Source organism: uncultured Ruegeria sp., assembly GCF_947500045.1.
Classification (GTDB): Bacteria; Pseudomonadota; Alphaproteobacteria; order Rhodobacterales; family Rhodobacteraceae; genus Ruegeria.
Genome location: NZ_CANMQQ010000003.1, coordinates 295680 through 308388, shown reverse-complemented (window position 1 = coordinate 308388; position 12709 = coordinate 295680). Strand labels below are relative to the sequence as shown.

At 57.6% G+C, this 12709-nt stretch carries 10 protein-coding genes; 9 read left to right on the top strand and 1 reads right to left on the bottom strand.

All coding sequences use genetic code 11. The features are described from left to right. The first annotated feature begins 57 nt into the window (after positions 1-57). The 7 genes from dusB (at position 58) to Q1B46_RS07345 (ending at position 9137) form a co-directional block, all read left to right on the top strand. Positions 58-1041: a tRNA dihydrouridine synthase DusB gene (gene dusB / locus Q1B46_RS07375; protein WP_299946402.1), complete on the top strand. Its 984-nt coding sequence runs from the start codon at positions 58-60 to the stop codon at positions 1039-1041. Further along, complete coding sequence (locus Q1B46_RS07370) at positions 1038-2117, top strand: ATP-binding protein (protein ID WP_299946400.1); 1080 nt, start codon at positions 1038-1040, stop codon at positions 2115-2117. Before dusB ends, Q1B46_RS07370 begins: the two co-directional genes overlap by 4 nt. Further along, positions 2117-3484 carry a response regulator gene (locus tag Q1B46_RS07365; protein ID WP_299946398.1) on the top strand — a complete coding sequence of 456 codons (1368 nt, stop codon included), beginning with the start codon at positions 2117-2119 and terminating at the stop codon, positions 3482-3484. Before Q1B46_RS07370 ends, Q1B46_RS07365 begins: the two co-directional genes overlap by 1 nt. A 162-nt stretch (positions 3485-3646) precedes the next feature. Beyond that, positions 3647-5872, top strand: coding sequence for a PAS domain-containing sensor histidine kinase (locus tag Q1B46_RS07360; protein ID WP_299946396.1), 2226 nt, complete (start codon positions 3647-3649; stop codon positions 5870-5872). Then, positions 5869-7278: a sigma-54 dependent transcriptional regulator gene (locus Q1B46_RS07355; RefSeq protein WP_299946394.1), complete on the top strand. Its 1410-nt coding sequence runs from the start codon at positions 5869-5871 to the stop codon at positions 7276-7278. Before Q1B46_RS07360 ends, Q1B46_RS07355 begins: the two co-directional genes overlap by 4 nt. Further along, a complete protein-coding gene (locus Q1B46_RS07350; protein ID WP_299946392.1) occupies positions 7256-7900 on the top strand; it encodes a helix-turn-helix transcriptional regulator in 645 nt (214 codons plus the stop codon). The genes Q1B46_RS07355 and Q1B46_RS07350 overlap by 23 nt, the downstream gene beginning before the upstream one ends. Positions 7901-7943: 43 nt before the next feature. Next, positions 7944-9137, top strand: coding sequence for an MFS transporter (locus Q1B46_RS07345; protein WP_299946390.1), 1194 nt, complete (start codon positions 7944-7946; stop codon positions 9135-9137). Here Q1B46_RS07345 and Q1B46_RS07340 read toward each other — a convergent pair. Further along, positions 9102-9581: a hypothetical protein gene (locus Q1B46_RS07340; RefSeq protein ID WP_299946388.1), complete on the bottom strand. Its 480-nt coding sequence runs from the start codon at positions 9579-9581 to the stop codon at positions 9102-9104. The genes Q1B46_RS07345 and Q1B46_RS07340 overlap by 36 nt on opposite strands. A gap of 96 nt (positions 9582-9677) precedes the next feature. Here Q1B46_RS07340 and trkA point away from each other — a divergent pair, with 96 nt between their 5' ends. Then, positions 9678-11054, top strand: coding sequence for a Trk system potassium transporter TrkA (gene trkA, locus Q1B46_RS07335; protein WP_299660751.1), 1377 nt, complete (start codon positions 9678-9680; stop codon positions 11052-11054). After that, positions 11054-12595 (top strand): potassium transporter TrkG, encoded by a 1542-nt coding sequence (locus tag Q1B46_RS07330; protein ID WP_299946385.1) that lies wholly within the window; start codon positions 11054-11056, stop codon positions 12593-12595. The genes trkA and Q1B46_RS07330 overlap by 1 nt, the downstream gene beginning before the upstream one ends. Positions 12596-12709: the final 114 nt, after the last annotated feature.

Sequence of the window (12709 nt, the reverse complement as noted above, 5' to 3'; positions counted from 1 at the left end):
TTGTTCATATGCTGTGATTTCGATATCAAATGCGCAACTGCTCAAGGATTAGGCACATTGACCCTGCGTCTTGCTGACAAAGATCTGACCCCTCCGGTGTTGCTGGCACCCATGGCCGGAATCACGGATCGACCATTCCGGGATCTCGTGATGCGCTTCGGCGCGGGCATGGTGGTCAGCGAAATGGTTGCCAGTCAAGAGATGGTACAGGCCAAACCGGGCGTCCGCGAACGGGCTGAACTGTCGGCGGATGTAGAAAACACTGCCGTTCAATTGGCCGGGCGCGAGGCGCATTGGATGGCTGAAGCCGCCCGTCAAGTTGTCGACCGGGGTGCGCGGGTGATCGACATCAACATGGGATGCCCAGCCAAAAAGGTGACAAACGGCTATTCCGGATCAGCCTTGCTGAAAACGCCGGATCACGCGCTGACGCTGATCGAAGCTGTCGTTGGTGCTGTGGACGTGCCGGTGACACTAAAGACCCGATTGGGTTGGGACGACAATTTGCTGAACGCGCCGGATGTGGCGCGGCGGGCGCAAGATGCGGGTATCCGGATGGTTACGATCCATGGGCGCACGCGCTGCCAGTTCTACAAGGGGCGCGCTGATTGGCATGCAATCCGTGCGGTGAAAGAGGCGGTCTCGATCCCCGTCATTGCGAACGGAGATATCGTTGACGCGGAGGCTGCAAAAACCGCGCTGGAACAGTCAGGGGCTGACGGACTGATGGTGGGACGGGGCGCTCAGGGCAAGCCGTGGTTGCTGGCGCAGATTTGTCACGATCTTTATGGCGCTGCGGCGCCGACCATACCGACTGGTTCCGATCTGATTGAAATGGTGCGCGGTCACTATCAGGCCATGCTTGGGTTCTACGGCACTGATCTTGGCCTACGCGTCGCACGCAAGCATTTGGGCTGGTACATGGATGGGGCTGGAACGCCCGCCACGTTACGACGCGCGGTCTTGACGTCGCGCGATACGGATGAAGTGCTGCGGATGTTAGGCGATGCCATGAGCAGCCCGGCGGAGGCTGCGGCATGACCTCGGATCAGAGCATCTGGACCTCGCTGCCGGTTCCGGCCTTCGTCATCGACCCCGAGGATCGCATAGCAGACATCAATTCCGCAGGTGAGGGGTTTTTGAACGCCTCCCGCAAAGCGGTGATCGGGCACCCAGTCTGGGATCAGATCGCCGTCGATGCGCCGTTGGAGGAGGCCTTTTTGCGCGCCCGTCAGCAAGGCACTCCTTTGTTTGTGAACGATGTCGATGTCGGCTCGGGCAATCGCGCACCGTTGCAATGTGCGTTGCAGATCGCGCCGTTGGTCGGGCAGCCCGGTTCCATGATCATGATCATCTCGCCACGCGAACTATCCGGGCGGATGACACGCGGCAATACGGTGAAGTCGGCGGCGCAGTCAGCCATCGGCATGGCTGAGATGCTGGCGCATGAGATCAAAAACCCATTGGCAGGTATTACTGGTGCGGCACAATTGCTGAGCATGAATATCTCACAGCAAGATCTTGAATTGACAGACCTTATTGTCGAAGAAAGTCGCCGAATCGTGAAGCTGTTGGAGCAGGTGGAACAGTTCGGTAACCTGTCTCAACCCGATTTCAAACCCGTCAATATTCACGACGTTTTGGATCGCGCGCGCCGATCGGCGCTGCTGGGTTTCGGCGCGCATATGACCATAATCGAGGATTACGATCCCTCGTTACCATTGGCCTACGGAGACCCGGACCAGTTCTTGCAGGTGGTTCTAAATCTGCTCAAGAATGCCTCGGAAGCTGCTGATGGCAATGGCACAATCCGGTTGCGCACCTATTTCGAACATTCGTTCCGACTGCGACGCAGCGATGGTTCCGGCCACTCGCTACCCTTGCAGATCGAGATCATCGACGACGGGCCGGGATTGCCGGAAAAGATTGAAGGAGAAATCTTCGATCCGTTTGTTTCCGGCAAAGAAAACGGCACCGGCCTGGGGCTGGCCTTGGTCAGCAAGATCATATCCGACCACGACGGATGGATATCAGCGGAATCTGTGCCCGGGCGTACTGTATTCCGATTGTCGCTGCGGCGCGCACCGCAAGGCACATATGACAAGGAGAGCAATTGATGGATGGCACAGTTCTGGTCGCCGATGACGACCGCACGATCCGTACGGTTCTGACCCAGGCCCTGACACGGGCGGGATGCAAAGTGCATGCGACATCCTCGCTGACCACGCTGATGCGTTGGGTGGCCGAGGGGAAGGGGGATGTTGTGATCTCGGACGTGGTGATGCCGGACGGAAACGGGCTCGAGATGTTGCCGAAGATCGCACAAGATCGTCCCGGTCTGCCGGTCATCGTGATCTCGGCACAGAACACTATTATGACCGCTATTCAGGCGGCTGAGGCGGATGCATATGACTATCTGCCCAAGCCCTTCGATCTACCTGATCTGATGAAGCGCACTGCGCGTGCACTGGACCAGAAACAGCGCGCGCAGACCGAGTTTTCTGAACCCAGCGCAGAGCGACCGGACGAATTGCCTTTGGTTGGGCGCACCCCCGTAATGCAAGCGCTATATCGTCTGGTCGCGCGGGTGATGAATACGGATCTATCGGTGATGATCTCGGGCGAAAGTGGTACGGGCAAGTCGTTGATTGCGCGCGCCATTCATGATTTTTCAGACCGCCGGACACTGCCTTTTGTCACCGTAACGGCCGCTGATCTCAGCGATCTGGAAGGCCCGGCGCGAGTCATGGCCAGGGTGCGGGGCGGAACACTGCTGATCGACGAAATCACAGATATCGATGATGAGATTCAGGCCCGGATCGTGCGTATGATGGATGCTCCGGGCGATCATGCACCGCGTTTCATGGCCACCAGCCAATCGGATCTGACCAGCGCGATGGAAAGTGGTCGTGTGCGGCAGGATCTTTATTATCGCCTCTGTGGTGCAACGATCCAAGTGCCTGCACTGCGCGAACGCGTTGATGATATCACGCTGCTAACCGATCACTTTCTGGCTCGGGAAGAACGTGAAAGTGGCACACAACGCCGCCTCAGCCCCGAAGCCGTTGAACTGGTGCGCCGGTATTCCTGGCCCGGAAATGTGCGTCAGCTGGAAAATGCAATTCGACGTCTTAGCCTGACCAGCCGTGCCGAGGATATCTCGCGCACCGAAGTTGAGATGGTGCTGGGCAGCCAGCCTGAGGTCGAGCCGGTTCTAGGCGATGGTGAGCGTGAAAAGCTGTCGTCTTCGGTGGGGCGTCACCTGCGGCGTTATTTCGATTTGCATGGGAATATCCTGCCGCCGCCGGGCCTCTATCAACGAATTTTACGCGAGGTCGAGGCGCCTTTGATCGAAATCGCGTTGGATGCGACCGGGGGCAATCAGGCAAAATGTGCTGATCTTCTGGGGATTAACCGGAATACGCTGCGGAAAAAGATCACCGACCTCGATATTCAGGTGACACGTCGACGCAAACTGATGTAATATCGCCACACAAATCGTGGCATTCGGGTTCGCACCCGGGAACGACCACGACATATGGCGGTAAGCCGCGCAAGCGGCACATCAGTAAGAGGGCAGACAGTGGCAACCCGGGCACAGAGTGGGCCGATCCTATCGATCAACCGGTGGCGCAGGTCCCGGAGGATGCGTAATTTCAGTACTTTGGGATTGGTTATCTTAGGGCCGGTTTTGGCGCTTGCGACCTATCTGGTCATTGGTCCTTTTGATCTTGGCGCTGCGGCTCCGACGCTGCGGCTGATCTTGTTGGCTGATCTGGTCTATGTGCTGGTCGTGGCCGCGCTGGTACTGGGGCAACTCTTCAGTCTGATCGCGGCACGCCGTGCCAAATCGGCGGGTTCGCGGCTTCACCTGCGCCTGATCGGCGCGTTTACGCTGTTGGCTTTGGTGCCAACCGTGACTGTGGCAATATTCGCCGGGTTGACTGTGAATATCGGCCTGGAAGGTTGGTTCTCAGACCGGGTGCGTCAGGTTGTGGGATCGTCACTGACCGCTGCCGAGGCTTATGAACTGGAACATCGCGAAGGTCTGACCCAGGACGCGGTTGTTCTGGCTCGGTTTCTCGATAACGCGCGATCGCTTGATTACTATATCTCGGACGCCGAGCTGCGTGAGGTACTGGCGCAGGGCCAGTCTCAGATTCAGCGTGGCCTGCGTGAGGCGTATGTGATCGACGGCAGTGGTGAGATCCGCTCGCGCGGGGATCGGTCTTATCTGTTCGACTATGAGGCCCCCACGCCGGAAGAGATGATCGAGGCGAATGATCAGGGCATGGCGATCATCGCCGATTGGGAAAACAGCGAATTCCGCGCACTGGTGCCTCTGCGCGCTTACCTGGATCGTTATCTTTATGTCAGTCGAGAGGTTGACGGGCAGCTTTTGACATTGCTGGACGAAACCAAGGAAACTGCGCAGTTCTACCGACAGCTTGAAAGTGAACGGGGCAGGGTGCTGTTCGAATTCGGGCTTTTGTACCTGAGCTTCGCGGTGATCTTGATCCTTGCCGCAATGTCACTTGGCATGTGGTTCGCCGAGCGCCTATCGCGCCCTGTCGGGCGACTTACCACCGCCGCGCAACGTGTTGGTGCAGGTGATCTGAGCGTTCAGGTCATCGAAGAGGCCAGCGATGACGAAATCGCGATGCTGGGTCGATACTTCAATCAGATGACCCGTCAGTTGAAGGGGCAGCGCGATACGTTGCTGGAGAACACGCGCCAGATCGAGCGTCGGCGCCGGTTATTCGATTCTGTTCTCAGCTCGGTGACCTCCGGGGTTGTTGGCGTTGATCCGGATGGCTGCGTGACGTTTGTAAACCGGTCTGCCGAGCGATTGCTCGGGTGGTCCGGCGGTGAACACCATTTGGCCATCGGCATCGCGGTGCCGGAATTCCTGCCTTTGTTCGAAAACCTTAAGGATAGCGGGCAAGAGGCGGTACAGGGCGAGGTCAAGGTCACACGCAAGGGTCAGCTTGAGAACTTGTTGGTGCGCATGGCAACCCGACGTGGTGAGGATGGTGGGCTGGAAGGTTACGTGGTGGCCTTTGACGATGTGACCGATCTGGTCAGCGCCCAGCGAATGGCGGCCTGGGGCGACGTGGCCCGCCGCATCGCGCATGAGATCAAGAACCCATTGACCCCCATCCAATTGAGCGCCGAGCGGATCAAGCGCAAGTTCTCGCGCAAATTGGATGAGGAAGATTGCGATAGTCTGGAATCGATGACTGATGTCATTGTGCGGCAGACCAATGATCTGCGGCGGATCGTGGACGAGTTTTCGAAATTCGCGCGGATGCCGGAACCAGAACGACGGGAAGAGAACATCGTCACTCTGGTGCGCGAAGCTGTTCTGCTGCAACAAGCGGGTCAGCCGGACGTTCAGATCGACGCTGATCTGCCCGAACACCCAATTTTGGTGGATGTGGATTCAACCATGCTGAGTCAGGCTTTGACCAACCTGATCAAGAATGCGGGTGAGGCCATTGGAACGCTGAAAGAAAAGGGCGCACCGGACAACTTGCAACCGCAGATCAAGATTGCAGTCTTCGGCGACGATGCCGGAACGCAGATCACGATTGCCGACAACGGTATCGGCCTGCCTGAAGACCGCGCGCGGCTGTTTGAACCTTACGTGACTACCCGAGACGAGGGCACTGGCCTTGGCCTGCCTATCGTCAAAAAGATAATCGAAGAACATGGCGGAGTGCTGACATTGGAAGACGCGCCCACATTCGACGGACAAGACCATTTTGGCGCGATGGCTGTCATTCGTCTCCCTGGGGCCTCAGGTGGCCCGTCAATGGCGCCGGAAAAACAGGCGATTAAAACAAACAAACTGAAAGCAGGCCAAAGATGAGCGACATTCTGATCGTAGATGACGAACGCGATATTCGTGAATTGGTGTCCGACATTCTGGAGGACGAAGGCTATTCCACACGGCTGGCGGCGAACTCGGACGAGTGCATGGCGTCAATCAATGCAGAACCTCCGGGGCTGTTGATCCTGGATATCTGGCTGAAAGACAGCCGTATGGACGGGATTGACATTCTGAAAGCAGTGAAACGGGATAACCCGGACGTGCCGGTGGTAATCATCTCGGGCCATGGCAATATCGAAATTGCGGTGGCCGCGATTAAGCAGGGCGCTTACGACTTTATCGAGAAGCCCTTTAATATTGACCAGTTGATGGTGGTGATCCGCCGCGCGATGGAAACCTCGCGCCTTCGCCGTGAGAACGCTTCGCTGAAGCGGCAAGAGGTTAGCTGTTCAGACATGATCGGTAAGTCGGCCTCGTTCCGGGCGATGCAGGGTCAGTTGGACAAAGTGACCAAATCGAACGGTCGCGTCATGCTGAGCGGACCGGCGGGGTCGGGCAAGGAAATTGCCGCGCGCTATATCCACGCGCATTCGAACCGGGCCAACGCGCCCTTCGTCACAGTCAACTGCGCGGGGATTGAGCCCGAGCGGGTTGAGGAGGTTCTGTTTGGTCGCGAATCCTCGGAACGCGGGGTCGAATCGGGCTTGCTGGAAGAGGCACATGGCGGCGTTGTTTATTTCGACGAAGTCGCGGATATGCCGCTGGGGACGCAGTCTAAGATCCTGCGTGTTTTGGTTGACCAGCAGTTCCAGCGCGTGGGTGGTTCCGACAAGGTGCGGGTCGATCTGCGCGTCATCTCATCGACCAATCGTGATCTGGAAGATGAGATCACGGCAGACCGATTCCGCGAAGAGCTTTATCACCGGCTGAATGTTGTGCCGATCGCGGTGCCTTCGCTGGAAGAACGACGCGAGGATATCCCGGTTCTAGCGCAGCACTTTATCGAAATGTGCAATGAAACTCAGGGTTTGCCGGTGCGTGATCTATCGGATGAGGCCGTCGCGCTTCTTCAAACGATGACATGGCCCGGCAATGTGCGTCAGCTCAAGAACCTGATCGAGCGGGTGCTGATCCTTGGTGACAGTACTGGTCCGATCGAAGCGCGCGAACTTCCCAATGAAGAAGAGAAATCCGACGAAACCGGGCGTGTGGTTCTGTCGGGCGCTTTGGCGACGCTGCCGCTCCGTGAGGCCCGTGAGGCATTTGAGCGCGAGTATCTGCTGACTCAGATCAACCGGTTTGGCGGCAATATCAGCCGCACCGCCAGCTTTGTTGGCATGGAGCGCAGCGCATTGCATCGTAAACTCAAGTCTCTTGGCGTTGTGACCTCGAACAAATCGGGCGCGCGTGTGGCCCAAATAGATGAGCCTGAACCCGCTGAGTGATATCGTCACTCAGGAAAGTATGGGAATTGAGTCAATGAATGCCGAGGGTGCGAAAACTTCCGCCGTTTCAATCGGCTTCCCAGCCTTTGGAAAACGTCTGCGGCGGTTGCGCCGGTCGGTTGGATTGAAGCAATCTGCCCTTGCCGGTTTGCTCGGGGTCGATCAAACCACGGTTTCACGCTGGGAGAATGGGGGGCAGACCCCTTCGGTTCATGTTCAGCAAGAGGTTTTTTCTGCGCTCGGCCCATCCCGGGTTCAGGATTCTGCGCTGAAACGGCTGGTGGTGAATTCGGCCGAGTGCCTTCATCTTGTTGAAGAAGCCAGTCACACCTGCCTTGCTTATTCGGCCAGCAGGGCGCGGGACTGGAAGACCTCTCAGCATGCATTGCTGGGCGTGTCGCTCTGGCAGTTCGCGACGGATGAGATCAGGCAGGCCGAAGCCGAACTACAGAAGGACGGCTGGTGGGAATTGCATTCACCTTCGCCCAAGGCCTTTTTGACGTCAGAGGCCGTACATGACCAGATTAGGATCAGCGCCGGACAAATCGTGTGGGAACGTTTGTATCTGGCCGATGGTACTCCGGTTCGTCTGGTCAGCGGACGGCGCGAAGGCGCCGCATAATTTATGCGTTCCGCCGGTGCGCTCGCCGCGATAGACCAAAGGCATGAACGAGTCCTTCCGCACATTTCTGCACGTCCTGCTGATCTGGTTCGCAGGCCTTGGGGCTGCGACTCAATTTGCCAAGATTGCCGTTCCGTTTGCTGACATTGGACCATTGTATCCAGATCATATCGCAGTGATCGGCTGGCTGCTTTCGATCATCAGTCTGATGGGGGCGGCCTTGGGCGCAATATCCGGGGCAATTACTGCAAGGATCGGACCAAGCCGACTGCTATTGACAGGTCTAGTCCTCGGCGGCGCGTTATCTTTGTTTCAATCGAGCTTGCCGGGGTTCCAACTGATGCTGCTCAGCCGGGTAATCGAGGGGCTTTCCCATCTTGCGATTGTTGTTGCTGCCCCAACGCTGATTGCTCAGATCACAACGGGCCGCGCGCGATATAATGCGATGGTGCTATGGAGCACGTTCTTTGGCGTCGCCTTTGCATTGAATGCCTGGATTGGGCTGCCAATTGTCGATCGGTTCGGGCTGACCAGCTACTTTGCTTTGCACGGGTTCTTGATGCTGTTGATTGCCGGTTTGATCGCGTCCAGCGGTCTGAAATCGCATACAGACCAGTCGATCGGCATGGGGTGGGGTATTTCCGCGTTCCTTAACGTGCATCTCAGAACCTACCGTTCCCCCTTTATTTCAGCGCCTGCGATTGGGTGGTTCTTCTACACACTGACTTTCGTGTCGCTGCTGGCGATTCTGCCGGGTCGGCTGCCTGAGGGGCAGGGCGCATCGATTGCTGCACTGATGCCGTTGGCCGGGATTGTACTGTCGTGGCTGGTGGTGCCATTTCTTCTGACGGTGCTGAGCTGCGTCAGTGTCGTCAATCTGGGGTTCGCATTGGGTATTCTGACAATCCTTGCACTGTTTTTGGGTGCACCTCTGGCCGCCGGATGCATCGCGTTGTTCGCGGTTCTGGGATTGGTGCAAGGTGGCAGTTTCGCGGCGGTGCCCGAATTGAACGACACGCCTGAGGCCCAAGCCCTGAGTTATGGCGCAATGGCACAGATGGGCAATGCTGGGAATCTTCTGGGAACACCCATTTTGCTGGTGATCCTGATGGGCGCAGATGAGGTTGGAATGTTCTTGGCAGTCGCTGCGTTTTACAGCATCGCAATCCTTGTGCATCTGGTGCTTGCGCAGCGCCGCAGGTCAGCCGGATTGACCCGGCGTAATGATCTGGAATGAACCATCGTCGAATTTAACGAAGCAGGACGCGCTGCTGAGTGGCGGGAGCGTCGTGGTGCGTATCGGTGGAACCCGCGATTTGACGCCCTGTTTACATGGCGGAAGGCTGACCGGGCGATAGCCTTTTTGCGCCATGCACTGTGCCTCGACCTTGTTTCGTAGCCCCTGATTTACGTCCACCGTGTACACCCGCCCAGGCTCCCACCAGCCGGGGTTGCGATAGCATCGGCCCCGCCCATCGCAATAGGTGCGCCCGGGCCAATAGACCGGAGGGCTCTGACGGACCTGATTGGCGACGGGGGCGTCCTTGAGGGCCTGCACCTGACAATTCGTTGTCTCGTTTTGCATCCGCGAAACACTCTCACCTTCTCGGTAATACAGCGAAAGTGGGCCGCAGGCCGAGAGTATCAGCAGGCAAATCAGCGTGGGCAGAATTGTTTTCATACACTTACTTTGACGCAGCTTGTGTGCCATGACAATTCAATTGACCGCTTTGGGGGCATCTGTCATTCAAAGATTTCAGGCAGAGGGGCCAGTTATATGAAGGTCATCATATGCGGTGCCGGTCAGGTTGGCTGGCAGATTGCGCGTCACCTTTCGGGCGAGTTGAACGATGTGACGGTGGTCGACAACAACCCCGATCTGGTGCGCCGTGCGACCGAGACGTTGGATGTTCAGGGGATCGCCGGGTTTGCCAGCTATCCAGATGTGCTGGAACGCGCCGGTGCCCGCGACGCAGAAATGATCATCGCCGCAACCCATTCGGATGAGGTGAACATGGTCACCTGCCAGATGGCCCACTCGGTCTTTTCGATCCAGCGCAAGATCGCGCGCCTGCGCTCGAAATCTTATCTTGAGGCGATCCATTCCGATCTTTACCGCAGGGATCATCTGCCCATCGATGTGGTGATCAGCCCTGAACGCGAGGTCGCGGCCGCTGCGATGCGTCGTCTTTCGGCACCTTCGGCGTTCGATACGGAACTGTTTATGGATGGCAAGGCACAGCTATTGGGCATCCGTGTCGAAGAAGATTGCCCTATCGTCAACACTCCGCTGCGCCAGTTGACCGATCTGTTTTCCACGCTCAGCTCGATCGTGGTTGGTGTCCGCCGTGAAGGGACGCTGTTTGCGCCTGAACCCGATGATCAGCTGTTTGTAGGGGACGAATGTTATGTCTTCACCAGCGTCAAGGACGTCGACCGCACAATGGAGGTGTTTGGCAAAGCGCAGCGTCAGCAGGATCGCGTGGTCATCGTTGGCGGCGGCAATGTCGGGCTTGAAGTGGCCCGGACTTTGGAAGAGCGTGAAGGCCGGATCCGCGCCAAGATTATCGAACGAGATCGCAAGTGCGCCGAAATCGCTGCTGAGGCATTGGAGCGGACGATTGTTCTGAATGGCGATGGTCTGGATTCGGCCTTGCTGAGCGAGGCCGGAATTGACAGGGCCGATGCGATGCTGGCGGTCACGGATGATGACCGGACCAATATGCTGGCCGCTGTTCGTGCCAAAGGCGAAGGTTGCGCGCTGGCTATCGCCTTGATCAACGATCCCAGTATGGTCGCACTGATGGGGCCGCTGGGAATCGACGCCTATATCAACCCGCGTGCCACCACCGTCAGCTCGATCCTACGCCACATCCGGCACGGGCGTGTGCGTCAGGTTTATTCCATTGGCGATGCCGAGGCGGAGGTGATCGAAGCCGAAGTCCTGTCAACCTCACCGATGGCGGGACAAAAGCTGCGGGATATCGACTTTCCCGAAGGTGTCCTTGTCGGAGCCGTACGTAAGGGGGACGAGGTTCTGCGCCCGACCGGCAGCCTGCGCATAGACGAAAAAGACGTCGTCGCGATCTTCGCCCTGGCCAAGGATGTGCCCGAGGTGGAACGCCTGATGCAGGTCTCGATCGATTTCTTCTGATGTTGCAGGCGCGCGGACAGCAACGGATCGGAGTAATGCGGCGCCTACCGCTATTGCTGATGATCTGGGGCATAGGCTCATTGGCTATGTGGATACCTGCAGCTTATGCGTTGTTTCTGGATGATCACGACACTTCGCGATCATTCTTTTATTCCGGATTGCTGGGGATTTTTGCCGTTTCGATTATTGCGTTGGCGATGTCGAACCGAAAACCCCGGCGTGGAACACTTGGCCAATTGGCGGTCCTGCTGGCTGCGTTCACCATATTGCCGATATTCCTGGCCATACCGTTTCATGAGGCGTTGGGAACCACCAGTTTTCTGAATGCTTACTTCGATATGGTCAGCGCGCTGACCACGACAGGCGCGGACCTGTTCCCTGATCCTGCACGTCTTTCTGCCCCGTTGCATTTGTGGCGCGCGCTGGTCGGATGGATGGGCGGTTTGCTGATGTGGATTTCGGCTGCTGCGATCCTTGCCCCGTTGTCGCTGGGGGGATTCGAGGTGACGGCCAGAGGGCAACCGGGGCGTCCCGTTTCAGGTGTGGCACAAAGCGAAAAGGCCGATCCACGGGGTCATCTGATCCGCGTTTCTCGCGCATTGACCCCGGTCTATGCTGGCCTGACCGTGGTGATCTGGGTTCTTCTGCTGATCGCAGGTGAGCAGGGGCTCACTGCCGTGTGCCACGCAATGTCGGTGATGGCGACATCCGGTATCTCACCGGTCGGCGGTCTTGAGGGTTCGACCGCTGGCATTACCGGCGAGGCAATCCTGTTCCTGTTTCTTTTCTTCGCCTTGTCGCGGCTGACATTTTCGACCGATACAGCAACCTCGGGCTATTCTCGGTTGGACAAAGACCCCGAGTTTCGGATCGGTCTCTTCATCGTGCTGGTGGTTGCGGCATTGCTGTTTATCCGCGTACTGGTTGGAACGGCAGAGCTCGGCATCCAGATCGAGATTTCACAGGCACTACATGTGGCGTGGGGCATGGTGTTCACGGTGATGTCTTTTCTGACCACCGCAGGATTTGAAAGTGCAAACTGGAACGATGCGCAGCAACTGTCTGGCCTTGGCACACCGGGGTTGATCCTGATGGGGCTCGCGTTGATCGGAGGCGGTGTGGCCACCACCGCCGGAGGAGTCAAACTGCTGCGTGTCTTTGCGCTCTACCTTAACGGCAAGCGCGAGATTGACCGGCTTATCTATCCTTCATCCGTCAGCGGTGAAGGTGGCGGCAATCGTCGCATTCAAAGTGATGGTGCCTTCATCGCCTGGATCTTCCTGATGATGTTTGCTCTGACGCTGGCTCTGTTCGATTTGCTGCTGGCTGTGATGGGTGTCGGATTTGAGCAGGCCATGGTGCTGAGCGTCGCCGCGCTGAGCACCACAGGACCGCTGATTGAGCTGGCAACTGATGTACCTATTCGCCTGATCGACCTGTCCGGCGGCGCCAAACTGACTGTCTGCGCCGCGATGGTCATTGGTCGGTTGGAAACGCTGGCAATCGTGGCGTTGATTACGCCAACGCTGTGGCGAGATTGACCTAACGGCAGGTGTCTGCTGTTACTGCCTGATTTTTCATCTGGAATATCTGCGCGCACCACTCCATACTCTGCCGGAGGGAGCGCGTTGGTCCGCAGCGCGTAGCAAGAACAA

Bases quoted from the DNA above. Each gene is read 5' to 3' on its own strand.
- Q1B46_RS07370 (WP_299946400.1), top strand. From the start codon at position 1,038: ATGACCTCGGATCAGAGCATCTGGACCTCGCTGCCGGTTCCGGCCTTC.
- Q1B46_RS07365 (WP_299946398.1), top strand. From the start codon at position 2,117: ATGGATGGCACAGTTCTGGTCGCCGATGACGACCGCACGATCCGTACG.
- Q1B46_RS07360 (WP_299946396.1), top strand. From the start codon at position 3,647: ATGCGTAATTTCAGTACTTTGGGATTGGTTATCTTAGGGCCGGTTTTG.
- Q1B46_RS07355 (WP_299946394.1), top strand. From the start codon at position 5,869: ATGAGCGACATTCTGATCGTAGATGACGAACGCGATATTCGTGAATTG.
- Q1B46_RS07350 (WP_299946392.1), top strand. From the start codon at position 7,256: ATGAGCCTGAACCCGCTGAGTGATATCGTCACTCAGGAAAGTATGGGA.
- Q1B46_RS07345 (WP_299946390.1), top strand. From the start codon at position 7,944: ATGAACGAGTCCTTCCGCACATTTCTGCACGTCCTGCTGATCTGGTTC.
- Q1B46_RS07340 (WP_299946388.1), bottom strand. From the start codon at position 9,581: ATGAAAACAATTCTGCCCACGCTGATTTGCCTGCTGATACTCTCGGCC.
- trkA (WP_299660751.1), top strand. From the start codon at position 9,678: ATGAAGGTCATCATATGCGGTGCCGGTCAGGTTGGCTGGCAGATTGCG.
- Q1B46_RS07330 (WP_299946385.1), top strand. From the start codon at position 11,054: ATGTTGCAGGCGCGCGGACAGCAACGGATCGGAGTAATGCGGCGCCTA.